Genomic DNA, 26,477 nt, shown 5'->3' with positions numbered 1-26,477 from the left:
CAGCCGGCTTTGCCGTCCCTATATGCCGGTCACCGGGGACCTGCCTGCCGGTCACCCGAAAAGGATGTCTGATGCTTCGATTTGTGCTGGCGCTGCTGTTGCTTGCCGTTTCCGCCACAGCCCATGCGACGGAAGCCGGCTGGGCGCTGCTGCGCGACGGCGGGCATGTGGTCCTGCTTCGCCATGCCATGGTCACAGGCACCACCGATGCGGCCAATTTCGACCTCGGCAAATGCGCCACCCAGGTCAATCTCTCGGAGCGCGGCAAGCAACAGGCGCGCAAGATCGGCGCGCTGTTTGGCGCCCGCGCCGCACCGGTCGAGCGCGTGCTGTCCAGCCGCTATTGCCGCTGCCTCGAGACCGCCCGCATTGCTTTCGAAAGCGAACCGGAGCCGTTCGCACCGCTTGACCTGCTGAAGACCGACGAAAAGGAGAAGGCCGCCCAGATCGCTGCGATCCTGGCCGAGATCCGCGGCTATTCCGGCTCCGACAATCTGGTCATGGTCACGCATCTCGAAAACATCAAGGAATTGACCGGCATCTCGCCGCGTGAAGGCGAAGCCGTGGTCGTCGAGCCGCAGGGCGACGGCCTGCGCGTGCTCGGCCGCGTTACCTTCTGACCGGGCCGGAGCCGGTTGAAGTGAAAATCTAGCGCTTGGTACCTTAAGCCGAATACCGGTTCCGACCCGCGATGAGGTCTTGGTCGAGTCCAAGGTCGACATTGACCTTAGTCAGGAGCAACGAGCGCTTTTAACGAAAGCGAATGCGATGCTACCGTCGCATCAGGACTTCAGAGCCGTGACAACGGGCAGGTTTTCGTCCTTACTTTGCCGGCCGGAGCCTCAGCGGCCGAAAAAAGGCCCGGATGTCCTCGACCAGGAGTTCGGGTTGCTCAATCGCCGCGAAATGTCCGCCTTTCGGCATGTCGGTCCAGCGCTCGACACGGAAGACTCGCTCGACCCAGGAGCGAGGTGGCATAGGAAGCTCTCGAGGGAAGACTGCAACGCCGAGGGGCGGTGTTATTCGCTCCCTTGGCCCGAAGATCAGGGGGCAGAGCCGGTTCTCTTTGTAAATCCGGAGCGAGGCCTCGATCGTGTTACCGAACCAGTAGAGCGAGATGTCTGTAAGCAGCGTGTCTAGAGGGATGGCGCGTTCGAGTTCGCCTTCGCAGTCGCTCCAACTGCGGAACTTCTCGGCAATCCATGCGGCTAGCCCGATTGGGGAATCTGTCAGTGCAAAGGCTAGCGTCTGGGGCTTGGTCCCCTGCAGAAAAGCGTAGGCCCCCTCCGTTGCGGCGAAATTCGCCACACTGTCGAGGAATGCCTTCTCCTCCGGCGTGACAGGTGGGTCGTCGCGACCGAGGGTCGGGCGGAAACTGCCTGGAATGTAATTCAGGTGCAATCCGATAAGGTCGTCCGGGTAAAGCCGAGCGAGCCAGGTCGAGACGCCTGCGCCGATGTCGCCACCTTGTGCGGCGAAGCGATCATATCCCAGTTCGCGCATCAGCCCCCGCCACAGCTTCGCGACATGCTTTGAGCTAACGCCGGCCTGACGCGGCGGGGACGAGAAGCCGAAACCCGGAAGCGACGGTGCGACGACATCGAAGGCGTCATCGGCATCCCCGCCGTATTTGGCAGGATCCGTGAGCAGCGGAATGACATGCTCGAACTCGGCGAAGGAGCCGGGCCAGCCATGAGTGAGGATCAACGGCAAGGGCGCTGACCCCTTTCCTTTCTGGTGAACGAAATGGATGTCGCACCCGTCTATCGTGACCCTAAACTGAGGCAACAGGTTCAGACGTTTTTCGTGATCGCGCCACCTGAAATCGTATTCCCAGTAACGTGAAAGCTTCCTGAGGAAATCAACGTCAGTACCGTCCTCCCATCCGTATGCGAAGATCGACGACGGCCATCTTGTCGCTTGGATACGACGCTGTAGGTACTCGATCTGTTCATCCGGGATGTTGATGTGGAAGGAATGAATGGCCACGGGTGTTGCTCCGATCAGCGGCGAAGAATTGTCCCATCAAGGCACAGAACGAAGGAAAACTCACTGAGCGACCGCTTTGTCCGCTACTTGCTCGCTCCCATCTACGAGACGAAGGTAACATTCCACCCTTGGTGGCAATTCGTTTAAGTTGCCCGGCGTCAGATTTTCACCGCTACCTGCCAAGCGTCGACATGGAGCTTCCATCCCTCGATCATGTCCGCGAACGCGTCCTCCGTCAGTTCGGACAGATACGATGCTCCTGCCGGGCTCAAGGCCGTGAACGCATAGGTAATCGACGCCTCCGTGCCTCCGTTAGTGGTCGGTCGGCAGGCCACCTCGACAAATCCGACACGCCAATCCGGCGTAACGCGAGCATAGCGGATGCGATGCGCCAGCCGTCCACCCAAGGGTCTCTCCGATCGGCGTGAACAGCGGAAAGACGCGGTCGATCGGCCCCGAAAGCACAATGCTGTGGCTGCGCGCAAGATGGCTCGTCATCCGCCCTCCCCGCCGGTTTCCGCCGGACGGTGGCTGTCCGCTGCGGCAAGCTCCATTTCGTAGATGCGCTTCAATTGGCCGATTGTTTCCAGGGTCGCCGCGGAGAACGGCGTCCGGCCTTCGAAAGCATGCAGCACGATGCCCTCGATGAGGTCACCCGGGCTCATGTCGCGATGCTCAGCCAGGGCCTTGAGCACCTTCACCAATCGTTTTTCCAGGCGCACCCCGGTCTGCACGCGTTCTATGGTCATAGATCTTTGTACCATGGTACATTGGTACACCCAATGATCAGAGATGGGACGGTTTCGGCATATCGCCAGGGGTTGCCAGCGACCCCTATTGCTCTGCCTGGGCAGCAATCCCATCTGCGCGCGGCGTATCAGGCCTTTTCCTGCCCGGAAAAACCGATTAGACAGCCCAAAACACATGCGGACAGATTCCGCCCGCAATCGAAGGAAAAGCCCTTGTCCACCACGTTCGACAAAGTCGCCAAGATCATCGCCGACACCAGCGAGATCGACATCGAGACGATCACGCCCGAAAGCCACACCATCGACGATCTCGGCATCGACAGCCTCGACTTCCTCGACATCGTCTTTGCCATCGACAAGGAATTCGGCATCAAGGTGCCGTTGGAAAAGTGGACGCAGGAGGTCAATGACGGCAAGGCTTCGACCGACGACTATTTCGTCATGAAGAACCTGTGCGCCAAGATCGACGCGCTCGTCGCCGCCAAGAACGCCACGTGAACACAGCGCCTGACGCGCCCGACCCACAACAGCCTCCCATGAACCCCCACGACGTCGTCATATCAGGCATCGGCCTTGTCTCGTCACTGGGCGAGGGTCCGGATGCGCATTGGCAAAAGCTCGTCCAGCCACGGCTTGAGCCGGTTCTGGAGGCCTCGCGCTTCTCGCCCTATACGGTCCATCCGCTGCCGGAGATCGACTGGAACCTGCAGATCGCCAAGCGTGGCGACCAGCGGCAGATGGAGACCTGGCAGAGGCTCGGCACCTATGCAGCCGGCCTTGCGCTCGACGATGCCGGCATCAAGGGCAATGACGAACTCTGCGCGACCATGGACATGGTGGTGGCCGCCGGCGGCGGCGAGCGCGACGAGGCGGTCGATGCGGCCATTCTCGCGGCATCGGAAAGCCGCAATGACCGCGACGTGCTGCTCAACGAGAAGCTGACCACCGAATTGCGTCCGACGCTGTTTCTGGCACAGCTTTCCAACCTGCTCGCCGGCAACATCTCGATCGTCCACAAGGTGACGGGGTCGTCGCGCACCTTCATGGGCGAGGAAGGTGCGGGCGTTGCCGCCGTCGAGACGGCGGCCGCGCGCATCCGCTCCGGCCAGTCGACGCATATTCTGGTCGGCGGCGCTTTCCAGACCGAACATTCCGACATGCTGCTCGGCTATGAACTGGCCGGCTACCTGCATCGCGGTCCGTGGCGGCCGGTCTGGCAGAGGCAAGGTGCCGAAGGCGGCGGCGTGGTGACCGGATCCGGCGGCGCGTTTCTCGTCCTGGAGCAGCGCGAGCATGCGGAAAGCCGTGGCCGGAAGATCTATGCGGAGCTCGGCCCGGTCCTGTCCGGTCGCGCCAGGCGCCGGCGGGACGAACTCGACGGCGAGATCGCCGTGCTGTTGAAGCAAGCCGCATTGCCGAATGGCGAGCTGCTCGCGATCTCCGGCGCTTCGGGCGCCCATGCCGCGACCGCCGCCGAGAAATCGGCGCTCGACGCCAATCCGGCGATCGTCGCACGCGGCTTTTCGACGCTGACCGGCCACATGAAGGAAGCGCAGTTCCCCTTTGCCGTGGCGCTGGCGGCACTGGCTGTCGACCGCAAGGCCGCCTATCCTGTCTTCGACGCCACAGTCGAAAAACCGTTTGCCGGTGCCCCGAAGACCGTCCTTGCAACGGCGATCGGCTATCACCAATTCGAGGGCATGGCGCTGATCAAAGCCGCCTAGAGCATCGGACCGAAAAGTGTGGCGCGGTTTCGGGCGATCCGACGCTCCAAGAGAAACAGGTTTTTGGACAACAAATGGCCAATCTGAACGACCACATGGGCAGGCCCATCGTCGCCGTCACCGGCATCGGCGTGGTGACGTCGCTCGGTGTTGGCAAAACCGACAATTGGGCGGCACTTACCTCAGGCAAATCCGGCATCCATCCAATCACCCGCTTCCCGGTCGATCATCTCAACACCCGCATCTCCGGCATGGTCGATTTCCTGCCGTCGAGCTCCAAGGGCGCCAGTCTCCTCACCTATGAGCTTGCCGAAACCGCCGCCCAGGAAGCGATGTCGGAGGCGGGCCTCGATGCCGGCGATTTCGGCGGACCGCTGTTCCTCGCTTCGCCGCCGGTCGAGCTCGATTGGAGCGAGCGCTTTTCGCTCTACAATTCCGACACGCCCAATAATTCAGACAGGCACGACACCGGTGCAGAGAGGCTGCTGCGGGTAGCGCGCGGCCTCAGGGAACTCGACATCTTCGAGACCACCCAGTTCGGCTCGATTGCCGACCGGCTTGCCGACCGTTTCGGAACGCGCGGCCTGCCGATCACGCTGTCGACAGCCTGCGCTTCGGGCGCCACCGCGATCCAGCTCGGCGTCGAGGCGATCCGCCGCGGCGAATGCGACAGGGCGCTGTCGATCGGCGCCGACGGCTCGGCGACCGCCGAGGCGCTGATCCGCTTCTCGCTTCTGTCGGCGCTCTCCACCCATAACGACATCCCCGAAAAGGCCTCAAAACCCTTCTCCAAGGATCGCGACGGCTTCGTGCTGGCCGAAGGCTCGGGCGCCCTTGTGCTGGAATCGCTGGAGGCAGCACTTGCCCGCGGCGCCACCGTTCTCGGCATATTGCGCGGCTGCGGCGAAAAGGCCGACGACTTCCATCGCACCCGCTCCAAGCCGGACGGTTCGCCGGCGATCGCGGCGGTGCGCGCCGCTCTTGCCGATGCCGGCCTGAGCGAGGACGGGATCGATTATGTCAACGCCCATGGCACCTCGACGCCCGAAAACGACAAGATGGAGCATTTGTCGCTGTCGACGGTGTTCGGCGAGCGGATCTCGTCAATGCCGGTCTCGTCGAACAAGTCGATGATCGGCCATACCCTATCGGCTGCCGGTGCTGTCGAGGCCGCATTTTCGCTGATGACGATGCGCGAAAGCATCATTCCGCCGACCATCAACTACGACAATCCCGACCCGGCAATCGTGCTCGACGTGGTGCCGAACACCAAGCGCAACGCCGAGGTCGGCACCGTCCTGTCGAACTCCTTCGGCTTTGGCGGCCAGAACACCTGCCTTGTCATGGCGCGGGAACCGGTCTAAGCGACCGTTCCGCTCTAGCACTGTTGTCGTGCGCATGGTCCTTTCCGAAACGGTTCTCGGTCATGCGCAACCTGGGATCTGGCATGCGCGCATTGCAACTTATCGAGGATCGCCGGCTTGAAACGGTGGACCTGCCGCCACCGCCGCCGCCTTTGCTCGGCGAGGTGACACTGCGCATCAAGGCCGTGGCGCTGAACCATATCGACGTCTGGGGCTGGCGCGGCATGGCCTTCGCCAAGCGCAAGCTGCCGCTGGTCGTCGGAGCCGAGGCCTCCGGCGAGGTCGAGGCGGTCGGCCCCGGCGTTTCCAGCCTCCTGCCCGGACAGTTGGTGTCGATCTATGGCGCCCGCACCTGCGGTCTTTGCCGCGCCTGCCGCGAAGGCCGTGACAATCTCTGCGAGCATGTCTCGGGCGTTCACGGCTTCCATCTCGACGGCTTTGCGCAGGAAAAGATCAACCTGCCGGCGCGCCTTCTGGTCCCCGCCCCGCCAGGCGTGAGCGAAATCGGCGCGGCGGTGGCGCCTGTCACCTTCGGCACGGTCGAGCACATGCTGTTCGACAATGCCCGGCTGCAGCCCGGCGAGACGATACTGGTCCATGCCGGCGGCTCCGGCATCGGCTCCGCCGCGATTCAGCTGGCCAAGAAGATGGGCTGCACGGTCATCACTACCGTCGGCTCGAACGACAAGATCGACAAGGCCAAGGCGCTCGGCGCCGACCACGTCATCAATTACCGCGACGACCGCTTCGAAGGCGTCGTGCGCAAGCTGACCAAGAAGAAGGGCATCGACGTGGTGTTCGAGCATGTCGGCGCCGACACCTTTGCCGCGTCCATGCTGTGCCTCAAACGCGGCGGTCGGCTGGTCACCTGCGGCTCGACGTCCGGCGTGTCGACGCAGATCAATTTGATGCAGTTGTTCCAGCAGCAGCTGAAGCTGCTCGGCTCGTTCGGCTGCCGCATGGAAAACATGGCCGACGCCATGCAGAAGATGGCGGCGGGCCTGGTCGCGCCGGTGATCGACACCGAGGTCGGCTTCGACGGCATCGATGCGGCGCTGAAGCGCATGGAAGGCCGCGACGTCTTCGGCAAGATCATCCTGCGCGTCGGCTGAAATGATCGGCAACGCCTTCAGGAAGATCCGCAGGGACCTGGGATTCCGCTATGGCAGGCGGCTTCGCCAGTTCAACTACTGGCTGGTCGCGCGGGTCGCTATGATCATCATCTCCGCGCTGCGCCTGCTGCCGCCCGACAGCGCGCTCAATTTCGCCGACCGCGCTGCCCGCCGCATCGGCCCTTGGGTAGCGCGCCATCAGGTTGCGGTCGACAATCTGCGCCAGGCCTATCCGGAAAAAAGCGATGCCGAGATCGAAGCGATCGCTTCCGATATGTGGGGCAACATGGCCCGCCTGGCCGCCGAATACATCTTTCTCGATGCTTTGTTCGACTACGATCCCGCTGCGACGAAGCCGGGCCGTGTCGAGGTCAAGGGCGTGGAGCATTTCGTGCGCATTGCCGGCGAGGACAAGCCGCATATCGTCTTCACTGGGCATCTCGGCAATTTCGAGCTGCTGCCGGTGGCTGCGGCGACCTTCGGCATGAACATCACGGCGCTGTTTCGCCCGCCCAACAACCCTTACCTCGCCGAGTACATCCTCTCGACCCGCCGCTCGAGCATGGGATCGCTGCTGCCGTCTTCGACCGGTGCCTCGTTCGCACTTGCGGCCATCCTCGAGAAAGGCGGCAATATCGGCGTGCTGGTCGACCAAAAATTCACCGGCGGGCTCGAGACGACATTCTTCGGCCGCCCCTGCGAGAGCAACCGGGTCCTCGGCACCCTGGCGCGGCACTACGATTGCGATGTCTACCCGGCGCGCTGCGTACGCCTGCCGAACAACCGTTTCCGGCTCGAGATCGAGGACAAGCTCACCTTGCCGCGCACCGCCGGCGGCAGTGTCGACGTCCGCGCCACCACCCAGCTTCTCAACGACGTGGTCGAGCGCTGGGTGCGCGAAGACCCCGGGCAGTGGATGTGGTTCCACAAGCGCTGGGAGATCAGCGGCCGCAAAAAGCGTCGGCCAGCGACAATGCGCGACAAACCCGCCTGAGCGCACCATCTTTTTTGGGTGCAAGCCTTATTTTGTTCTTGCTTTGTGCCGGCAGCTATGCTACTAATTTCGATATGGTGCTATTTGGCCCCAACGAACCCGCCGCTCCGGCGGGTTTTTTATTGCGGGCCGAGGAGCAGGCCCTAATTCGTCACGAGAATCCGCGTATTGCCGAAGCCGGCTTCGCGCACCATCGAATAGAACGCGGCGGCGTTGCTGGGGTGGAGGCGCACACAGCCATGCGATGCCGGGCGCCCCAATTGCCGGATCGCGCCGGTGCCGTGGATGGCATAGCCGCCGCGGAAGAACACCGAATAGGGCATCGGCGACATGTCGTATTTGCGCGAATACCACATCCGGGCCGTCCGCTGTGGCCGGTAACTGCCGCGCGGCGTGATGTAGCCCTTGCGGGCGGTGGAAACGCTCCACCGATAATACGAAAGCCCGTATCTTACCGTCATCGTCTGTGAGGAAATATCGATGTTCGCGACCAGACTGGCCGCACGGCTCTCGAACGACGAACCGAACAGCATCGCTACCAATGCCGCTGCCATGAGAACAGTGTTTTTCATGCAATCAAACCCCTTTGATGCCCTTTGATGCCCCTTGCCTGCCTGCCCTCGCGCTGTTCTCCAGCGTTTTGATGGCAAGCCAGCGAGCTAACACCTACTCCCTGACGATTTCACCAATCCAAAGCAGCGAATTTGAACGATTTCCCGCAATAGTTGCCGTAACGACACGCAATCGCCTCGCAATTCGCCATCGGGCTTGCAAAACCCCCTCATCCGCTGCTCAATTCGCCGAATGAACGAACCGAACGAACGGCTCCTCAAGGCCATCGATGACCGAGCCGATGATCTGGTTGCACTGACTGCGGATCTGATCCGCTTTCCAACCATCAATCCGCCCGGCGAAGCCTATCGGCCATGTGCCGAATACATTGGCGAGCGGCTGAAGAAGCGTGGTTTTGAGATCGAATTCATCCGTGCCGAGGGCACGCCCGGCGACACTGACCGTTACCCGCGCGTCAACGTCGTTGCCCGCTTCGATGGCCGGGCGCCGGGTGCTTGCGTGCACTTCAATTCGCATATCGACGTCGTCGAGCCCGGCGACGGCTGGAGCCTCGATCCGTTCGCCGGCATCGTCAGGGATGGCAAGGTCTATGGCCGCGGCGCATGCGACATGAAAGGCGGGCTTGCCGCCTCGATCATCGCCGCTGAAGCCTTCATGGAGGTGTTTCCCGATTTTCCCGGCGCCATCGAGATTTCGGGGACGGTCGACGAGGAGTCCGGCGGCTTTGGCGGCGTCGCGCATCTGGCCAAGCTCGGCTATTTCTCCAGGCCGAAGGTCGACCACGTCATCATTCCCGAGCCGCTCAACAAGGATCGCATCTGCCTTGGCCATCGCGGCGTCTGGTGGGCGGAAATTGAGACCAAGGGCGAGATCGCGCACGGCTCGATGCCGTTCCTCGGCGACAATGCGGTGCGCCATATGGGCGCCGTGCTGCGCGCCTTCGAAGACGAATTGTTTCCGGCGCTCGACCGCAAGATGACGCGCATGCCGGTCGTGCCCGAAGGCGCAAAACGCTCGACCATGAACATCAACTCGATCCATGGCGGCCAGACGGAGGATTTCCGGCCCGGCCTGCCCTCGCCCAACGTGCCCGATTTCTGCCGGCTGACCATCGACCGCCGCTTCCTGCTCGAAGAGGATCTCGCTGCGGTCAAGAGCGAGGTGACCGATATCCTCGAACGGCTGAAGCGCGAGCGCAAAAAGTTCGATTACGAAATCCGCGATCTGATGGAGGTGCTGCCGCTGATGACCGAGCGCGACGCGCCGGTAGTTAAGGCGGTCGCGCAAGGCATCATGGAGATATTCGACCGCGAACCGGATTACGTGATTTCGCCCGGCACCTACGACCAGAAGCACATCGCCCGGATCGGCCACATCTATGACTGCATCGCCTATGGCCCGGGCATTCTCGATCTCGCCCACCGGCCCGACGAATGGGTCGGCATTGCCGACATGCTGGACTCGGCAAAGGTGATGGCGATCGGCCTCGGCGTGCTGCTGAGGGGCGCCGGCCCGCCATGATCCGGCCATGGGCGGAAAAACATTCCTCCCGGCGTCGGCACACGGTACGAAACGCAATTTACTCGGCGGCGAATTCACGCTTCTATCCGCCCGGGTTTGAGGACGTGTTTTAGACATGGGGAGTTGCACGATGAAATTGTGGAAAACCATTCTGGCCGCCGCGGCGCTGGCGTTGGCCGCCGGAACCTCGGCGATGGCCGCGCGCACCGACCTGGTCATCGGCATTACGCTCGAACCCCCGCATCTCGACCCGACCGCGGGTGCCGCCGCGGCAATCGACGAGGTACTCTATGCCAATGTCTTCGAGGGCCTGACCCGCATCGGCCCGAACGGCGAGGTGCTGCCCGATCTCGCGCAAAGCTGGAGCATTTCCGACGACGGCAAGGTCTACATTTTCAAGCTGCATACAGGCGTGAAATTCCATGACGGCACCGACTTCAACGCCGACGACGTGAAATTCTCGCTCGACCGTGCCCGCGCCGACAATTCCGTCAACGCGCAAAAGGCCCTGTTTGCCGCCATCGACAAGGTCGAGGTCGTCGATCCCGCGACGGTGAAGGTCACGCTGAAGAACCCGCAAGGCTCGTTCCTCTACAATATGGGCTGGGGCGACGCGGTGATCGTGGCGCCTGAGACAGCCGACACCAACAAGGAAAGACCGATCGGCACCGGCCCGTTCAAGTTCCAGAACTGGGCCAAGGGCTCATCGATCACGCTGGTCAAGTCGGACAATTACTGGGGCGCCCCGGTGTTCCTCGACAAGGCCGAGTTCCGCATCATTCCGGATGCCGCCGCCGCCGTTCCGGCGCTGCTTTCCGGCGACGTCCAGGCCTTTCCGTTCTTTGACCCCGACAGCGTCGCCCAGGTCAAGGACGACCCGCGCTTCAAGGTGGTGATCGGCTCGACCGAGGGTGAAACCATCCTGTCGATCAACAACAAGAAGCCGCCCTTCGACAAGCTGCAGGTCAGGCAGGCGATTTCCTTTGCGCTCGATCGCAAGGCGATCATCGACGGCGCCTCGGCCGGCCTCGGCGTGCCGATCGGCTCGCACATGTCGCCCGCCAGCAAGGCCTATGTCGACTTGACCGGCCTCTATCCGCACAATGTGGAGAAGGCCAAGGAATTGCTGAAGGAAGCCGGCCTGGAGAATGGCTTCAAGGCGACGCTGAAGCTGCCGCCGCCCTCCTATGCGCGGCTTGGTGGCGAGATCATCGCCTCCGAGCTTCGCGAAATCGGCATCGATCTCGAGATTATCCCGGTCGAATGGGCGCAATGGCTGGACCAGGTCTTCACCAAGAAGGATTACGACCTGACCATCGTTTCCCACACCGAGCCCAATGACATCGATATCTATTCGCGCAAGGACTATTACTTCAACTACGACAATCCGGCCTTCGACAAGATCATCGACGAGCTGAACCTTACCTCCGACGAGGCCAAGCGCACGACGCTGCTCGGCGAGGCGCAGAAGGTCCTGGCCGATGACGCCGTGGTCGGCTTCCTCTACGAACTGCCGAAGGTCGGCGTCTGGGACGCCAAACTGCAGGGCCTGTGGGAAAATGCCCCGATCCAGGCCAACGACCTGACCAAGGTGAAGTGGACGGATTGATCGCTGACAGAAAGGCGAAAGTTGCACTCCGTCACACCCCCCTCTGTCCTGCCGGGCATCTCCCCCTCAAGGGGGGAGATTGAGCCCTCACCGCCGCTTTCGCTAGCCACTAGCGTTGCAGGGACAGTGCCGGCGTGGAAACTGCCAATCTCCCCCCTTGAGGGGGAGATGTCCGGCAGGACAGAGGGGGGTGGGCGGGAACGCAAGCTTCGCCCGGTTTTTGCGTCCGGCAACACAGCGGTTCCTCAACGTCCATGACCGCCTACCTCCTCAAGCGCCTCGCCATCGCCGTCGTCACGCTGGTTCTGGCCTCGATGGTGGTCTTTGCCGTGCTGGAGATCATTCCCGGCGACCCGGCGCGGCTGATGCTTGGCCTGAACGCCAGCGCCGACCAGATCGAATTGCTGCGCAACCAGATGGGTCTCAACGCTCCCGTCGTGCTGCGCTATCTGCATTGGGCCGGCGGCTTGCTGAGCCTCGATTTCGGCCGTTCCTATACCTATTCGGTGCCGGTCATCGATCTGGTCCGTGAGCGTCTCGTCGTCTCGCTGCCGCTGGCGCTGATGGCGCTGGCGCTGTCCACAGTCATTGCCATCCCGGTCGGGCTGTTTTCCGCCAGCCGGCGCGGCCGGGCCGGCGACACGGTTGCGATGGGCGCCGCCCAGCTTGGCGTCGCCGTGCCCAATTTCTGGTTTGCGCTGATGCTGATCTATCTGTTCGCCGTCTGGCTGCGGCTGGTGCCGGGCGGCGGTTTTCCCGGCTGGGGCGCCGGCGTCTGGCCGGCGCTGAAGTCGCTGCTCCTGCCGGCGGTCGCCCTCGCTCTGCCGCAGGCGGCGATCCTCGCCCGGGTCACCCGCTCGGCGCTGATTGAAGTGCTGAATGAGGATTACATCCGCACCGCCCGCGCCAAGGGCCTGCCCTATCGTCTTGTCTTGTGGCGGCATGCGCTGCGCAACGCCTTGATCCCGGTGGTCACCATTCTAGGCCTGCAATTCGCCTTCCTGCTTGCCGGCACCATCATCATCGAGAACGTCTTCTATTTGCCCGGCCTCGGCCGGCTGGTGTTCCAGGCAATCAACCAGCGTGACCTGATCGTGGTCAAGAGCGTCGTCATGCTGCTGGTTGCCGCCGTCATCATCGTCAATTTCGTTGTCGATCTCTCCTATGCGGTGGTCGATCCGCGCCTGAGAGGCAGGCAATGACGCTGCACATCGACATCCCCGACGAGAACCTTGCCGGCATCCTGGCCAAGGCGTTTCGAAACCGTTCGTTCCTCGCCGGCTTCGTCGTCACCGCACTGGTGGCTGCGGTCGCGATCCTCTCCTTCGTGTGGACGCCTTACGACGTCACCAGGCTGGTCATTTCCGACAAGACCCAGGCGCCGTCGCTGGCGCACTGGTTCGGCACCGACCATTTCGGTCGCGACATCCTGTCGATGATCATGGTTGGCGCCCGCAACTCGATTGCCGTGGCGCTGGTGGCGGTCGGCATCGGCATGGGCGTCGGCGTGCCGCTCGGCGCCTTTGCCGCGGCGCGTGGCGGCATCGCCGACGACGTGCTGATGCGGCTGAACGACCTGGTCTTCGCCTTTCCGGCGCTGCTTTCGGCAATCATGATCACCGCCATCTTCGGGCCCGGCGCGTTCAACGCCATCATCGCCATCGGCATCTTCAACATCCCGGTGTCCGCGCGCGTCGCCCGCGCCGGCGCCCTGGCGATCTGGCCGCGCGAATTCATCCTCGCCGCCCGCGCCGCCGGCAAAAGCAGGACGCTGATCAGCATCGAACATGTGCTGCCCAACATCGCCACGCTGCTGCTGGTGCAAGGGACCATCCAGTTCGCGCTGGGCATACTGGCCGAAGCCGGGCTTTCCTACGTCGGGCTGGGCACCCAGCCGCCGATGCCGAGCTGGGGCCGCATGCTGTTCGACGCCCAGACGCGCATGGTGGTGGCGCCGTGGATGGCGATCTTTCCGGGCATGGCGATCGTCATCACCGTGCTTGGCCTGAACCTGCTCGGCGACGGTATCGCCGACATCCTCGATCCGAAATCGCGGCGGCAGCGATGAGCCTGCTCGAGATCGAGAAGCTGTCGCTGACCATCGGCGGCACCCGTATCCTCAGAGACGTCGAGCTTTCCGTCGCGCCGGGCGAAATGATGGGGCTGGTCGGCGAATCCGGCTCCGGCAAGTCGATGACTGCGCTCACCGTGATGCAGCTCTTGCCCTGGGCGGCACGCGCCAGCGGACGCGTTACCTTCGACGGCATCGATATTCTGGCGGCGAGCGAGGATCAGATGTGCGCGCTACGCGGCGACGACATCGGCATGGTGTTCCAGGAGCCGATGACGGCGCTCAACCCGGTCAAGACCATCGGCGAGCAGGTTGCCGAGGGTATTCGCTGGCACACCAGGGCGAGCCGCGCGGACGCCGAACAACGGGCGCGAAAAATGCTCGACCGGGTCGGCTTGCCGGCGGCGCAGTTCCCGCTGTCGCGTTATCCGCATGAGCTGTCCGGAGGCCAGCGCCAGCGCGTCGTCATCGCCATCGCCTGTGCGCTGAAACCCAAGCTGTTGATCGCCGACGAGCCGACGACCGCGCTCGACGTGGTGCTGCAGGCGCAGATCCTCGACCTGCTGCGCGACCTCGTAGCGGAAAACCGCATGGGCCTGCTGCTGATCTCGCACGACCTCGCCGTGGTGACCGAGATGGCGGACCGCATCACCATCCTGCGCCATGGCGAGGTGATGGAGGCCGGCGACACGGCGCGCGTCCTGTCCGAACAGCTTCATCCCTATACGCGACAGCTGGCGCAGGCCTCGATGCATGTGCCGGCGCGGGCCCGCACACATGACAGCGGATCGGCCAAACCTCTTCTTCGGGTAGAAAATGTGACGCGGGATTATCCGGCACGGCGCATATCGCTGCTCAAGCGAGGGGCTCCCATCCGCGCCGTCGACGATGTTTCCTTCTCGATGGCGCCCGGCCAGTCGATGGCGCTCGTCGGGCGTTCCGGCTGTGGCAAGTCGACGCTTGCTCGCATGGTCCTGGCACTGGACAAACCGACGGCCGGTACGATCCGCTTCCGCGGCGATAACCTCACCGGCAAGAGCGAGGCGGAGCTGAAGCCGGCACGGCGCGACATGCAGGTCGTGTTCCAGGACCCGTATGGTTCGTTCGACCCACGCCAGAAGGTCGAGAGATTGGTGGCCGAGCCGCTGCATGTGCTGGAGAAGAAGCCGGCGCCCGCCGCGCGGCGCGAGATGGTGGCGTATGCGCTGCACGAGGTCGGCCTCTCACCAGGCGACATGGACAAGTATCCGCATGAGTTTTCGGGCGGCCAGCGCCAGCGCCTTTCGATCGCCCGCGCCATCATCACCCGGCCGAAGCTGGTCGTCGCCGACGAGCCGGTCTCGGCGCTCGACGTCTCGATCCGCGCGCAGATCCTCGATTTGTTCGCCGAGCTCAACCAAAAACTCGGCATCGCCTATCTGTTCATCACCCATGATCTGACCGTCGCCCGCGCCATCACCGACGAGGTGATGGTCATGCATGACGGCAAGATCGTTGAGCGCGGCAGGACGAGCGAAGTGCTCGACCACCCGCAATCCGAGGCGGCCAAGGCGTTGGTCGCTGCTGCTCCAGACCTGCACCGGGCGATCGCGAAACGACTGCAGGAACAGGGGTGAGCGGCCTCAGCCTTGCGGCTTGACCAAATCGGCCGGGCTGATGTCGAGCAGGTCGAGCGTGCGGCGCAACAGCTGCATCTCGCTCCCGGCAAGTTGCGAATCGGCCTTGGCGATCTCGGCCATGTGGCGGGCGAGCAGCTTGCGCCGTTCGACGTCGAGGTCGCGGAATTGGGCGACGGCCTGCGAGCTGTTGGTCTCGTAGCCGAAATCGTTGAGATATTCGATGACGCTGTCGACGCTGGTGTCGGGAATGCCGAAGGCGTCCCGGCAGATACGTCTGAAGGCGGTCATTTCGCTTTCGCTGACCGAACCGTCGGCCAGGATCATACGGAACAGCATCAGCAATTCCGCCGACAGCACCGGATCGTCCGCGACCTTGCGCACGCCGGGGTCGCCGTCGAAGATCGAGCGTATCTGGTCCAGCAATCCCATCGCCATCAGCCCCTTCCGATTCGTCGGGAAGGTAGCGCGGAATCGGCTTGGCGCAAACGGGTGCGAATGGTGGAACAGGGCAATCGGTTTTGAATTCGCCTCCTCACCCTTTTAGGGCGTTGGCGCTGCGCCTCACCTGCCTGCCGGCATCCCCCGTTTAGTGACGGGAGAGGGGCGCTCTCGTCACCGGTTTCGCCAATCGCAGGCGCTGCAAGAAAAGGCGCCGACGTTGCGACCAGCCCTTTCTCCCCGTCACTATGCGGGGAGAAATGCCCGGCAGGGCAATGAGGGGCGGCGGCGACATCGACAATTGGTGGTCTCCGCCACAATTTGGAAACTGTCATTCGTCCGAAGCGATTGCCCTTCGTGATCGAACGCGCCGCACCGTTCTGGCACTCCCATAAAACTGCCGGCCAATCCGGCGAACCCGCTGCGCTCATTGGTGTGTGACCGCGCGCCTGATACTATGCCGTTGTACGAATCATGTTGAGGAGGGACCGAACATGAATCTCAGTGCGCCTACCCAGCTTATTTTCATTATATCCCTTGTTATCGCCATTATCGGCGTTCTCGCCGCGCTTGGCGTCCTTGCGTTCATCCCTTTGGCTGCTGTGTGGATTGTTGTCATCGCTTACATCGTGCTGGCCGCCGGCTGCCTGATGCGCGGCGCCTAAACACGTCCAGACAATTCAGAATCTCAGGCAACTCGGAGCGCCCGGCCAAAAGCCGGGCGCTTTTGATTCCGGCGTATGGTCTGTTAAAGTCGCGTGGCGGAAGGAAAGCGCATGCCCGACAGCGAAGACGGCAGCCGCCACGAAAGCCCAGGCCTCGATCGGTTCGAGATGGTGCGGCGCGCGCCGAGCCATCGGCTTCAGGGCGTCGTCACCGACATGTGCGGCTTTCGCGAAACCATGCCAGGCCATTTCCGCGCCGTCGAATATGCCTCGCTGACCGTGCCGCTGGTCATCAGCTTTGCCGAACCCTTTGCCATCGGGCTCGGCCATGACCCGGGCGACAATGACCGCTTCGCCAGTTTTGCCGCCGGCCTTTATGCCGGGCCGGTAGTGATCGAATCCTTCGGCGGCGCCTGCTGTGTGCAGATCAATTTCAGCCCGCTCGGCGCTCGTCGCTTCTTCGGCCGCCCGATGATCGAACTGACCGACCGCATGGTCGGCCTGGATGACGTGCTCGGCGTCGAAGGCATCGCGCTGCGCGAAAGGCTCGGCAATGCACCGGATTGGAGCTCACGCTTTGCCATCGCCGAAGCCTTCGTTGGCGATCGGTTGGCAACCGCGGACCGCACCCAGGCCGAAATGGTCTGGGCCTATGAGACGATCGTCTCGACGCGTGGGCGGACCCGCATCTCGACGCTGGCCGAAAAGCTTGGCTGGAGCCGCAAGCATCTTACCGGAAAATTTTCGGACGCTATCGGCACCGGCCCAAAAACGCTCTCGCGCATCGTCCGCTTCAATCATGCGCTTGGCCTGTCGAGACAGGCGAACAGCGCTTGGGCCGACATCGCCGCCGACTGCGGCTATGCCGACCAGGCGCATCTGGTACGCGAGTTTCGCGACCTGGCAGGCGTCGCGCCGACCGCGCTTGCCGCGAGGTAACATTTCTTCAAGACGCGCAACCGGCCATCGCGCAGACTGGGTTGATCGACCAACCCGCTGAAGGAGATCAGCCATGCCGAACACCCCCGAACCACCGCGGCTTTATCCGGCGCTGCGCTACAGGAATGCCGGCAAGATGATCGATTGGCTGCGCGAGGCCTTCGGCTTCAGCGTTCGCGCCCGCTATGGCGAAGGCGACGTGGTGCACCACGCCGAACTCGCTTTCGGCTCTTCGATCGTCATGCTCGGCACGGCGCGCGACGACGCCTATGGCAAGATGGTCGGCGCGCCGGGTTCGGGTGGCGGCAAGTCGATCTACGTTGCGGTCGCTGACGCAGACGCGGCATACGCGCGGGCAAAGACCGCCGGCGCCGAGATTCTGGAAGAACTCACCGACCGCGACTATGGCAGCCGCGAATTCATCTGCCGCGATCCGGAAGGCAACGTCTGGTCGTTCGGCACCTACTGGCCGAAGGCTGACGAGAAAGCATGATCCCGAAAAGTGGAGACCGGTTTTCGGACAAGATCATGCTCAGGCAAAGTATCTAACGCGCCAGCCCAAAAATCGTGTCGCAGTCGAGGTGGGTTTCCAGTTCGGCTGCGATCTCGTCCAGTGCCCGTTCGACCTCGGCGCGGTAGTCGATGCCGCCGCCCTTGACGCCGAGGCTTTCGAGGAATTTCGCCCGGAAGGCATCGGCGGAAAACAGCCCGTGCATATAGGTGCCCACCACCTTGCCGTCGGCCGAGATAGCGCCGTCATCGATACCGTTGATAACGGCGGACGGCCGCAGCGTGTCCGGACCTGTGGTGCGGCCGAGATGGATCTCGTAGCCCTCGAGCGGCAGGTCGAACGGCACCGAGCGCGCGCTGACGTTGCGCACCGTCTTTTCCGGCTCCATCACCGTTTCGACGTCGAGCAGCCCGAGGCCTTGCGTTTCTGTAACGCTGCCCTCGATGCCGTCGGGATCGCGCACGATATGACCAAGCATCTGGAAGCCGCCGCAAATGCCGACGATATGACCACCGCGTTTCCTATGCGCGGCAAGGTCGCGGTCCCAGCCGTTCTCGCGAAATTTCAGGAGATCGCCGATCGTCGACTTCGAGCCGGGAATGACCACCAGACCCGCATCTTCGGGCAAGCGCTCACCAGGCGGCACGAACACCACCTCAACCTGCGGTTCGGCCTTGAGCGGGTCGAGATCGTCGAAATTGGCGATGCGCGAGAGCACCGGCACGGCGATCTTCAGCGCTCGCTTCTCGCCGGACGCCAGTCGCTCGAGCACGACGGAATCTTCCGATGGCAGCCGCGCCGCCGCCTTCAGCCACGGCACGACGCCAAAACAGCGCCAGCCGGTGAATTTTTCGATCGCCTCGATGCCGTCTTCGAACAGCGAGACATCGCCGCGGAACTTGTTGATGAGGTAGCCGACGATCATGCGCCGGTCCTCCTCCGGCAGGATCAGATGGGTGCCGGCGACCGAGGCGATAACGCCGCCGCGATCGATATCGCCGACCAGGATCACCGGCACGCCGGCGCGCGTCGCAAAGCCCATATTGGCAATGTCGCGGCTCCTGAGATTGATCTCGGCCGGCGACCCGGCGCCCTCGACAATGACCAGATCGGCGCCCTCGCCGACCTTTGCCCAGGAGTCCAGCACCGCATCCATCAGCCGGCCCTTCAGCGCCTGGTAATCGCGCGCCCGCGCCTCGCCGAACACCTTGCCCTGCACGACGACTTGAGCGCCGACATCGGTCTGCGGCTTGAGCAGCACCGGGTTCATGTGGATGGTCGGCGCCACGCCGCAGGCGATCGCCTGCAGCCATTGGGCGCGGCCGATCTCGCCGCCGCCTGAATCGCCCGGAATATCGGCGACGGCCGCGTTGTTCGACATGTTCTGCGGCTTGAACGGCCGCACCTTCAGGCCGCGCTTCTTCGCCGCGCGGCAGAGGCCGGCAACCAGCACCGTCTTGCCGACATCCGAACCCGTGCCCTGCAGCATGATCGCCTTGGCCATATCAGCCCCTGCCCTGCGCAACAGTTCCGGTGATCGTCGACTTGGCTGCCAGCGGCCCGCCGCGCCAGATGTAGAGCGCCAGCAGCGGCTCCTTGCCGGTGCGCATGGCGTGGTTGATGTCAGAGGCATGGTGGATCACCTCGCCCGCCGCTCGAAGGCGAAAACCGCCATCGCCCATGCGCCATTCGGTGCCGCCGGTCAGCGGGATGTAGATCTCCTCCGCGACATGGTGATGATCGGGGTAGACGGTGTCGGGTCCAAGGATCAGCAGGCCGCCCGCGACCTCGTCATTGACGAAATGGCCGCGTGTACCGAACACCTCCAGCCAGCCGTAATTGTCGATGAAAACCTTGCCGAAATCCGCCTCGCCATAGGTCTGGCCCCAGTGCAGATCGCCGCGACGCTCCGCAACCAGCCGCGCCAGCGACTTGGCCGCAGCGGGAGCGAGTTCGACGATCCGGCCGAGTTGGACGAGACAAGGCAGTGCATGCGGTTCGAGCGGCCGGCCCGGCATGTCCCAGCCGATCCGGGCCACGGCGTCGCGCACCAGCGCATCATCGAACGTCTGGAGATAGGCATGGAAGCATCCAAGCAGTTCGTCGAAAGTTGTCGTCACACTTTACTCCAAAGCGCATTCGCACACAGCCGCTGCCCAGATGGTTGGATGGAGACGATCGGGTTGCGCGGCGGCATCATTGGTCTAGATTGGACGGCGCGCAAAGCCAAAAACGACAGGCCAGCAGGCCGGAAACATCAGGGAGCACGCCATGGACGCCGCTGTCGATGCGGGCACCAGCCAGTTCGAACTCAACGAAGACCAGCGCGCCATCCAGGAGATGGCGCAAGCCTTCGCCGCCGACCGTGTGGCGCCGAACGCACTCGACTGGGATCGCAACAAATATTTCCCCGCCGATGTGATCCGCGAGACAGGTCCGCTCGGCCTTGGCGGCATCTATGTCCCCGACGACGTCGGCGGCTCGGGGCTCGGCCGGCTCGACGCCGTGTTGATCTTCGAGGCGCTTTCGCGGGCCGATCCGGCGTTTTCCGCCTTCATCTCGATCCACAACATGGCGGCATCGATGATCGACCGCTTCGGCAGCGACGAGCAGCGCCGGCGTTTCCTGCCGAAGCTGACCTCGATGGAATGGCTGGCAAGCTACTGCCTGACCGAGCCGGGTTCGGGATCCGATGCCGCGGCGCTGAAGACGCGTGCGGTCAAAAGCGGCGGCGACTATGTGCTGAACGGCGCCAAGCAGTTTATCTCCGGTGCCGGCGACAGCAACCTCTATGTCGTCATGGCGCGCACCGGCGCCGACGGGCCGAAAGGCATTTCCACCTTCGTCGTGCCGAACGATGCGCCGGGCCTTTCCTTCGGCGCCAACGAGCACAAGATGGGCTGGCACATGCAGTCGACGCGCCAGGTCGTCTTCGAGGACTGCAAGGTGCCGGCCGAAAATCTTTTGTCGGCTGAAGGCGCCGGTTTTGGCATCGCCATGGCCGGGTTGGACGGTGGCCGGTTGAACATCGCCGCCTGCTCGCTCGGCGGCGCGCAATCGGCACTCGACAAGGCACTCGCCTACACCGCCGAACGCAAGGCTTTCGGCTCGAAGATCAACCAGTTCCAGGCGCTGCAGTTCAAGCTTGCCGACATGGAGACCGAACTGCAGGCAGCGCGCGTCTTCCTCTACACCGCCGCCTCGAAGCTCGACCGCAACGCGCCGGAGGCCTCGAAATGGTCGGCGATGGCCAAGCGCTTCGTCACCGACGCCGGCTTCAACGTCGCCAACGACGCCCTGCAGCTGCACGGCGGCTATGGTTATCTGCACGACTACGGCATCGAGAAGCTGGTGCGCGACCTGCGTGTCCACCAGATACTCGAAGGCACCAACGAGATCATGCGCGTCATCATCGCTCGCGCCCTGATCGGACGGTAAGGCAGTAGGCAGTAGGCAGTAGGCAGTAGGCAGAAAGATGACCGGCAAGATCAATTCGTACAAGGATCTTATCGTATGGCAGCAGGCGATGGATCTGGCCGTCACCTCCAGATCGCCGAACGCATTGGCCTTGCTACGCATGATCAAGCCTATCACGTGCTTTTAGCGACCGAGGGCATCGGGAAAATGCTTCGCCAACTTATTAGCAAACTTGCGCCCGAATAGGTCGCTTACTGCCTACTGCCTACCCAAACCACGGAGCGCCATTATGACCACCATCGCCTTCATCGGCCTCGGCAATATGGGCAATCCGATGGCCTCCAACCTGGTCAAGGCCGGGTATGCCGTGCACGGCTTCGACCTGGTGCCGGAGAATCTCGTCATCGCCAGGGAACACGGCGTCGTCATCATGGCCAACGCCGTTGCGGCGGTGAAATACGCCGATGCGGTCATCACCATGCTGCCAGCCGGTAAGCATGTTCTGTCGGTTTACGCAGACATAGTATCCAGGGCAAAAAAAGGCGCGCTGTTCATCGATTCCTCTACCATCGATGTCGAGTCGGCTCGAAAGGCCCATGCCATCGCCGCCAAGCACGGGTTGCTGTCGATCGACGCGCCGGTCTCCGGCGGCACGGGCGGTGCGGCGGCCGGCACGCTGACCTTCATGGCCGGCGGTTCGAAGGATGCCTTCGCCAAGGCCGAACCAATCCTCAAGCCGATGGCCGGCCGCATCGTTCATTGCGGCGACGACGGCGCCGGACAGGCGGCGAAGATCTGCAACAACATGATTTTGGGCATTTCGATGATCGGCGTTGCCGAGGCCTTCGTGCTGGCAGAAAAGCTCGGCCTGTCGCACCAGGCGCTGTTCGACGTCGCCTCGACCTCGTCCGGCCAGTGCTGGTCGCTGACCACCTATTGCCCGGTGCCCGGCCCGGTGCCGACATCGCCCGCCAACAATGGCTATAAGCCTGGCTTCGCGGCGGCACTGATGCTGAAGGACCTGAAACTGTCGCAGGAGGCCGCACAGAGCGTCGGTGCAGCAACGCCGCTCGGCGCCGAGGCAGCCCAGCTTTATGCGCTGTTCAACGCACAAGGGAATGCCGGCGCGGATTTTTCCGGCATCATTAATTTCCTCCGTGGTGACCCGGCGTAAGCTCCAGGTTCACAGGTTTTCGATCTGCCCAATGCGGAAAGCCGGCAAATTTAGGTTTGCTTAAGCTCTTGCTAACCCTGCAGTAACGATATGCGTTTAAAACGGATTGCGAGGCGGACATCCGCCCGGCGCTCCGGATCAGGTCTCGCGTACCGGAGCCCGTAAGTTTCGCCGTAAGTTTCGCAAGTGTATTGTTGGCGAAGCGCCATGCGTATCTGGCAAAGCCGCGTTCCGATGGAGCGCGGTTTTTGCGTTTCGCATTCTTCAAGGACAATGAGGCGATCGCCCTGGCGTGTCTCCAGATGATCGTCGGCGTCGTGGCTGCTGTCCTGAGCTACGTCGACCCACAGGTGGTCGCGCCCCAATCCCCCCAGCGCGTCGGTGCCATGGCTCATCGGTCAGCTACGCTACTTGCGTGCGAGCACGACGTGGGCCTCTTGGGGGAACATCAGCTCCCCTTCAGTTGAATAGATTGCCAGCGAAAAATCTAGATCACCGGTGATCGCTGCGATGACTGCTTCCCGATGCCCGGCATCAATTCTGCTGACCAGCCCGGCCTGCGGAGTCGCTGCCAGCTGTAGTCGCACATATTCCCTAGACGAGGGAAATCGGATGTTTTGTGTCGTCGTGTGGATGGTCACCTGACGAAATCCCGCCTCGGCCACCAATCGGTAAAGCTCGTCCGCATCGGCGAGTGAATGCTCAGACCTTTTCGTTGCCGAAGCGCCTGGACCGAGGTGTCGATCCAAGGCATCCGCCAGCGCCTTCGCCGCAGGAGTGTGCTCAATAGCGCTGAAAACGTTTAAAGCCAGTCGGCCGTCAGGCACCAGAACCCGGAACATCTCACGGAGCGCACTAGATCGATCCGGAAAAAACTGCAGTCCGAGCTGGCAAAGAACCAGATCGAAGGCGGAGTCAGGGAACGGCATTTCGAGCGCGCTTCCCTCGTGCCAGTCGATACGCGCTCCAGCGCCTCTCGGGAGCGACCGAGCAACGGCGAGCATGCCCGTATTGATGTCGAGGCCGACGACCTGCCCACTTCCCATACGCTCGGCCGCCGAGCGTGCCACCACGCCGGTGCCGCAAGCTACGTCCAAAATCCGCTCACCAGATTGAGGCGCAGCACGATCCATCAGGTCCGCAGCCCACAGGGCTGTGATTGCCGGGACCAGGTAGCGCTCGTAGAGGTCCGCGGCGCTGCCTTCCAGCTGCCACTGCTCCTGCTGGGCCATAGTGTCCCTCCCGCACAACGATCTCGGGCAACGGGCCCGATCGGCGCTTCAGCAGCCATCATAAAGCGCGTGTCTGTCGACTAGCAACCGGGCAATGGAAACCGGCAGGGTGCTATTCTTCGCGTTCCGTATCACAACGGTCTTTGCACCATCCGCCCCAAGTAGAATCAAACTCGCATTCTACTGTGCACTCCACGCGCGGCATCTCGCCAATATCTACGAGGCCGATATCCACGAGTTTGTAGCGAGCGATCGCCTTTGGATATTTCCTGAAAACACCCTCAATTTCCGCCACGAAGTCCTTGTGCTCTTCTGGAGCCGGCCTTTTGAAAGGTGTTTTGGCGTCCTGCGCAAGAGATACAGTGATGACCGATTGCATAACCAAGGCTAGGATCAAAGAAATGGTGCGCATCAACTGTCTCCAATACGCCTTACGTGGAGAGATGTTTTGATGGTGGATGGCCGCAACTCCGGGACGGGGGGAAGGCCGTATCGAGGGTAGTCTGCGTCAAACATGGCCCACCATCGCCCGTGTAATCGTTGCACGGGCAGTTGCCGTGCGCCTCTATATGCGCATTGCAAGGGTTCCCGAACCCAAACCCATCATCAGGTAAAGTTACTCCCGCCCGCGCCAGTAGCGCCGCGGCTTCTTTCCGCGCGCTGATGATCAAGAACGCGGCCTTTTCCAGGGCTTCCGATTGTTCGCGCGTGAGACCCTCCCGAGACAGATATTTAAACATGTGTCACTCCCTCAGATTTGGATTCGCCAAATGCCTCAATTGGGAAGCAAGCATGCTTCAAATTTGCACACCGCTCGACTTGTTCGCTCTTCAACGTGGCGCAATTCGTTGCGACGTGGCGCTAAGGACAGCTAGTCGCCCATTTTGGTCTCCTTGAACGAATGATCCCTTGCTGAAGTCGATCAGGCGACGTTGACAGGACCGGACTTACGGATGGCTTACGGAAGTCACGCTGATCGGCGGCAGGCGACAAGACGGGCGCCGTTCGCACGCTTGCCGCGCTCGGCATGGACGAGTTTTGCGAGGCAGGGAGTGAGGTAGGCTTGGCGCGCCAAAGGGCGCGTTTCCACCCGCAGCCGAATTCGAACTGACTTTGTCCACGTCCTCGACCATCTGCTCGGCGATCGACGCAGCGATCGCCGAGCGTCCGACTGCAGGACGCCCGGCGATGGTTCTACCTTACCCCCTTGCGCAAATCCGCTTGCGCCAGATCGAGCGCCGTGGCGATGCGGTCGCAGGCCATGTCGATCGTCTCGCGCGTCCAGATCAGCGGCGGCGACAGGATCATCGTGTCGCCGGTAGCGCGCAGCATCATGCCCTGGACAATCGCGTGGTCGCGAACCATCACCGCCGCGCTGCCGGCAGGCAGGAAGCGCTCCTTGGTCACCTTGTCCTTGACGATCTCGATCGCCCCCATCAGCCCGAACGAGCGCACCTCGCCGACCAGATCGTGCCCACCGAGACGTTCCTGCAGGGCCCTGGCGAAGTAAGGCCCGGTGTCGTTCCTGACGCGCTCGACCAGGCCTTCACGCTCGATGATCTCGAGGTTCTTCAGCGCCACCGCGCAGGCCACCGGATGCCCGGCATAGGTGTAGCCGTGGTAGAATTCGCCGCCCTTTTCGACCAGCGTCGCCGCGATGCGGTCGCCGACCAGCAGCGCCGACAGCGGCTGATAGCCAGAGGTCAGCGCCTTGGCCGTGGTGATGGTGTCGGGCTCGACATCGAAGGCTTGTGCGGCGAACCACTCGCCTGTGCGGCCATATCCGGTGATGACCTCGTCCAGCATCAGCAGGACATCGTATTTGCGGCAGATGCGCTGCACCTCCGGCCAATAGCTCATCGGCGGGATCTTCACCCCGCCTGCCCCCATCACCGGCTCGCCGATGAAGGCGGCCACCTTGTCGGCGCCGGCTTCGAGGATAGCGTCCTCGACCGCTTTTGCCGCGCGCAGGCCGAAATCATGGTCGCTTTCGCCGGGCAGTGCGAGCTCATAGGCATAGGGCATCATCACATGGACGATGTTGGGCACGGCGCCTCCGAGCTGCTTGTGCATCAAATCCATGCCGCCGAGCGAGGCGCCGGCGATGGTCGAGCCGTGATAGCCCATCTTGCGTGAGATGATGCGGTTCTTCTCGGGCCTGCCTTCCAGCACCCAATAGTGACGGACCAGGCGCAGCGCCGTGTCGTTGGCCTCCGAACCGGACGAGCCGTAGAACACCTGGTTGATGTGCCTTGGCGCGATCTCCGCCAGCTTTCTCGACAGCAGAACCGGCGTCGGCGTCGAGCATTTGAAGAAAGAGTTGTAGTAGGGCAACTCCTTCATCTGGGCGTAGGCGGCGTCGGCAAGCTCGTCGCGGCCATAGCCGACATTGACGCACCACAGCCCAGCCATGCCGTCAAGGATTTCCGTCCCTTCGGCATCATAGATGAACGGCCCGTTGGCGTGGGTGATGATGCGCGAGCCGGTCTCGCGCATCTCTTTGTGGTCGGTGAACGGATGAAGGTGATGCGCGGCATCGATCTGCTGAAGCTGCTTCAGCGAATAATTCTGGTAGGTCATGTCTGGTCTTTCCTCTTGAACCAATCCGGCAGCTTTCGCGCCGGGGCGGATTCGTCAGAGGACAGCGGGCGGCGAATAGCCGATGCGAGCGCAGAGCCGCAACAGCTCGGCGCGTAGCGTGCGCGACGACGGCGTCACCGCCACCCCAAATGCGCAACCCGATTTCGCCAGCCGAGCCATGCATGTACCTTAGGCT

At 62.8% G+C, this 26,477-nt stretch carries 28 protein-coding genes; 17 read left to right on the top strand and 11 right to left on the bottom strand.

What is annotated here, in order from left to right:
- Positions 1 to 71 precede the first annotated feature (71 nt).
- Positions 72 to 620, top strand: coding sequence for a histidine phosphatase family protein (locus NKH33_RS08960; protein WP_352470325.1), 549 nt, complete (start codon positions 72 to 74; stop codon positions 618 to 620).
- 202 nt (positions 621 to 822) lie between these two features.
- On the opposite strand, the gene NKH33_RS08955 is transcribed toward NKH33_RS08960, so the two are convergent.
- The 3 genes from NKH33_RS08955 to NKH33_RS08945 all read right to left on the bottom strand — a co-directional run bounded on the left by NKH33_RS08955 (position 823) and on the right by NKH33_RS08945 (position 2,738).
- Positions 823 to 1,989: an epoxide hydrolase family protein gene (locus NKH33_RS08955; protein ID WP_352613995.1), complete on the bottom strand. Its 1,167-nt coding sequence runs from the start codon at positions 1,987 to 1,989 to the stop codon at positions 823 to 825.
- 158 nt (positions 1,990 to 2,147) lie between these two features.
- The gene (locus tag NKH33_RS08950) at positions 2,148 to 2,396 is read right to left on the bottom strand and encodes a hypothetical protein (protein ID WP_352613994.1); all 249 of its coding nucleotides are present in this window, start codon (positions 2,394 to 2,396) and stop codon (positions 2,148 to 2,150) included.
- 87 nt (positions 2,397 to 2,483) lie between these two features.
- Positions 2,484 to 2,738, bottom strand: coding sequence for a hypothetical protein (locus NKH33_RS08945; protein ID WP_352918986.1), 255 nt, complete (start codon positions 2,736 to 2,738; stop codon positions 2,484 to 2,486).
- A 213-nt stretch (positions 2,739 to 2,951) separates the two neighbouring features.
- Here NKH33_RS08945 and NKH33_RS08940 point away from each other — a divergent pair, with 213 nt between their 5' ends.
- The 5 genes from NKH33_RS08940 to NKH33_RS08920 all read left to right on the top strand — a co-directional run bounded on the left by NKH33_RS08940 (position 2,952) and on the right by NKH33_RS08920 (position 7,932).
- Positions 2,952 to 3,236 (top strand): acyl carrier protein, encoded by a 285-nt coding sequence (locus NKH33_RS08940; RefSeq protein ID WP_023719977.1) that lies wholly within the window; start codon positions 2,952 to 2,954, stop codon positions 3,234 to 3,236.
- A 38-nt stretch (positions 3,237 to 3,274) separates the two neighbouring features.
- Positions 3,275 to 4,462, top strand: coding sequence for a beta-ketoacyl-ACP synthase (locus tag NKH33_RS08935; RefSeq protein WP_352918985.1), 1,188 nt, complete (start codon positions 3,275 to 3,277; stop codon positions 4,460 to 4,462).
- 74 nt (positions 4,463 to 4,536) lie between these two features.
- A complete protein-coding gene (locus NKH33_RS08930) occupies positions 4,537 to 5,826 on the top strand; it encodes a beta-ketoacyl-ACP synthase (RefSeq protein ID WP_352918983.1) in 1,290 nt (429 codons plus the stop codon).
- 83 nt (positions 5,827 to 5,909) lie between these two features.
- A complete protein-coding gene (locus NKH33_RS08925; RefSeq protein WP_352918981.1) occupies positions 5,910 to 6,938 on the top strand; it encodes a zinc-binding dehydrogenase in 1,029 nt (342 codons plus the stop codon).
- A gap of 1 nt (position 6,939) precedes the next feature.
- Positions 6,940 to 7,932, top strand: coding sequence for a lipid A biosynthesis lauroyl acyltransferase (locus NKH33_RS08920; protein ID WP_352918979.1), 993 nt, complete (start codon positions 6,940 to 6,942; stop codon positions 7,930 to 7,932).
- A gap of 143 nt (positions 7,933 to 8,075) precedes the next feature.
- Here NKH33_RS08920 and NKH33_RS08915 read toward each other — a convergent pair whose 3' ends face one another.
- Positions 8,076 to 8,504 carry a L,D-transpeptidase gene (locus NKH33_RS08915; protein ID WP_352470461.1) on the bottom strand — a complete coding sequence of 143 codons (429 nt, stop codon included), beginning with the start codon at positions 8,502 to 8,504 and terminating at the stop codon, positions 8,076 to 8,078.
- 232 nt (positions 8,505 to 8,736) lie between these two features.
- On the opposite strand from NKH33_RS08915, the gene NKH33_RS08910 reads away from it, so the two are divergent.
- The 5 genes from NKH33_RS08910 (at position 8,737) to NKH33_RS08890 (ending at position 15,322) form a co-directional block, all read left to right on the top strand.
- Entirely contained in the window at positions 8,737 to 10,026 is a 1,290-nt protein-coding gene (locus NKH33_RS08910) for an acetylornithine deacetylase/succinyl-diaminopimelate desuccinylase family protein (protein ID WP_352918977.1), read from the top strand.
- A 130-nt stretch (positions 10,027 to 10,156) separates the two neighbouring features.
- Positions 10,157 to 11,635 (top strand): ABC transporter substrate-binding protein, encoded by a 1,479-nt coding sequence (locus tag NKH33_RS08905; protein ID WP_352918975.1) that lies wholly within the window; start codon positions 10,157 to 10,159, stop codon positions 11,633 to 11,635.
- A 254-nt stretch (positions 11,636 to 11,889) separates the two neighbouring features.
- On the top strand, positions 11,890 to 12,837 hold the full coding sequence (locus NKH33_RS08900; protein WP_352918973.1) for an ABC transporter permease: 948 nt from the start codon (positions 11,890 to 11,892) through the stop codon (positions 12,835 to 12,837).
- Positions 12,834 to 13,703, top strand: coding sequence for an ABC transporter permease (locus NKH33_RS08895; protein WP_352918971.1), 870 nt, complete (start codon positions 12,834 to 12,836; stop codon positions 13,701 to 13,703). The genes NKH33_RS08900 and NKH33_RS08895 overlap by 4 nt, the downstream gene beginning before the upstream one ends.
- Positions 13,700 to 15,322, top strand: coding sequence for an ABC transporter ATP-binding protein (locus NKH33_RS08890; protein WP_352918969.1), 1,623 nt, complete (start codon positions 13,700 to 13,702; stop codon positions 15,320 to 15,322). The genes NKH33_RS08895 and NKH33_RS08890 overlap by 4 nt, the downstream gene beginning before the upstream one ends.
- Positions 15,323 to 15,328: 6 nt before the next feature.
- On the opposite strand, the gene NKH33_RS08885 is transcribed toward NKH33_RS08890, so the two are convergent.
- The gene (locus NKH33_RS08885; RefSeq protein ID WP_352685127.1) at positions 15,329 to 15,760 is read right to left on the bottom strand and encodes a TerB family tellurite resistance protein; all 432 of its coding nucleotides are present in this window, start codon (positions 15,758 to 15,760) and stop codon (positions 15,329 to 15,331) included.
- 497 nt (positions 15,761 to 16,257) lie between these two features.
- Between NKH33_RS08885 and NKH33_RS08880 the strand changes: the two genes are divergently transcribed.
- From NKH33_RS08880 to NKH33_RS08870, 3 genes are all read left to right on the top strand, one after another.
- Entirely contained in the window at positions 16,258 to 16,428 is a 171-nt protein-coding gene (locus NKH33_RS08880) for a hypothetical protein (RefSeq protein ID WP_352451984.1), read from the top strand.
- A gap of 111 nt (positions 16,429 to 16,539) precedes the next feature.
- Positions 16,540 to 17,367: a helix-turn-helix domain-containing protein gene (locus tag NKH33_RS08875; RefSeq protein ID WP_352918967.1), complete on the top strand. Its 828-nt coding sequence runs from the start codon at positions 16,540 to 16,542 to the stop codon at positions 17,365 to 17,367.
- 73 nt (positions 17,368 to 17,440) lie between these two features.
- Entirely contained in the window at positions 17,441 to 17,860 is a 420-nt protein-coding gene (locus NKH33_RS08870; protein ID WP_352918965.1) for a VOC family protein, read from the top strand.
- 52 nt (positions 17,861 to 17,912) lie between these two features.
- Here NKH33_RS08870 and NKH33_RS08865 read toward each other — a convergent pair whose 3' ends face one another.
- Both NKH33_RS08865 and NKH33_RS08860 read right to left on the bottom strand, forming a co-directional pair.
- Positions 17,913 to 19,382 carry a cobyric acid synthase gene (locus NKH33_RS08865; RefSeq protein WP_352918963.1) on the bottom strand — a complete coding sequence of 490 codons (1,470 nt, stop codon included), beginning with the start codon at positions 19,380 to 19,382 and terminating at the stop codon, positions 17,913 to 17,915.
- A 1-nt stretch (position 19,383) separates the two neighbouring features.
- Positions 19,384 to 19,998 carry a dimethylsulfonioproprionate lyase family protein gene (locus NKH33_RS08860; protein WP_352918961.1) on the bottom strand — a complete coding sequence of 205 codons (615 nt, stop codon included), beginning with the start codon at positions 19,996 to 19,998 and terminating at the stop codon, positions 19,384 to 19,386.
- Between the two features lie 151 nt (positions 19,999 to 20,149).
- On the opposite strand from NKH33_RS08860, the gene NKH33_RS08855 reads away from it, so the two are divergent.
- From NKH33_RS08855 to mmsB, 3 genes are all read left to right on the top strand, one after another.
- Positions 20,150 to 21,316: an isobutyryl-CoA dehydrogenase gene (locus NKH33_RS08855; RefSeq protein WP_352918959.1), complete on the top strand. Its 1,167-nt coding sequence runs from the start codon at positions 20,150 to 20,152 to the stop codon at positions 21,314 to 21,316.
- Between the two features lie 37 nt (positions 21,317 to 21,353).
- Complete coding sequence (locus tag NKH33_RS08850) at positions 21,354 to 21,482, top strand: hypothetical protein (RefSeq protein WP_352918957.1); 129 nt, start codon at positions 21,354 to 21,356, stop codon at positions 21,480 to 21,482.
- Between the two features lie 102 nt (positions 21,483 to 21,584).
- Positions 21,585 to 22,469: a 3-hydroxyisobutyrate dehydrogenase gene (gene mmsB / locus NKH33_RS08845; protein ID WP_352918955.1), complete on the top strand. Its 885-nt coding sequence runs from the start codon at positions 21,585 to 21,587 to the stop codon at positions 22,467 to 22,469.
- Between the two features lie 407 nt (positions 22,470 to 22,876).
- Here mmsB and NKH33_RS08840 read toward each other — a convergent pair whose 3' ends face one another.
- The 4 genes from NKH33_RS08840 to NKH33_RS08825 all read right to left on the bottom strand — a co-directional run bounded on the left by NKH33_RS08840 (position 22,877) and on the right by NKH33_RS08825 (position 26,281).
- On the bottom strand, positions 22,877 to 23,701 hold the full coding sequence (locus tag NKH33_RS08840) for a class I SAM-dependent methyltransferase (RefSeq protein WP_352539671.1): 825 nt from the start codon (positions 23,699 to 23,701) through the stop codon (positions 22,877 to 22,879).
- Between the two features lie 112 nt (positions 23,702 to 23,813).
- Positions 23,814 to 24,113, bottom strand: coding sequence for a hypothetical protein (locus NKH33_RS08835; RefSeq protein ID WP_352918953.1), 300 nt, complete (start codon positions 24,111 to 24,113; stop codon positions 23,814 to 23,816).
- Between the two features lie 19 nt (positions 24,114 to 24,132).
- Positions 24,133 to 24,441, bottom strand: a complete 309-nt coding sequence (locus NKH33_RS08830) for a DUF6422 family protein (protein ID WP_352613981.1) — start codon at positions 24,439 to 24,441, stop codon at positions 24,133 to 24,135.
- Positions 24,442 to 24,895: 454 nt separating this feature from the next.
- Positions 24,896 to 26,281 (bottom strand): aspartate aminotransferase family protein, encoded by a 1,386-nt coding sequence (locus NKH33_RS08825; RefSeq protein ID WP_352766895.1) that lies wholly within the window; start codon positions 26,279 to 26,281, stop codon positions 24,896 to 24,898.
- Positions 26,282 to 26,477: the final 196 nt, after the last annotated feature.

It is taken from the genome of Mesorhizobium sp. M1182 (genome assembly GCF_040318335.1).
Classification (GTDB): Bacteria; Pseudomonadota; Alphaproteobacteria; order Rhizobiales; family Rhizobiaceae; genus Mesorhizobium.
This window is presented reverse-complemented; position numbering and strand designations above follow the sequence as displayed.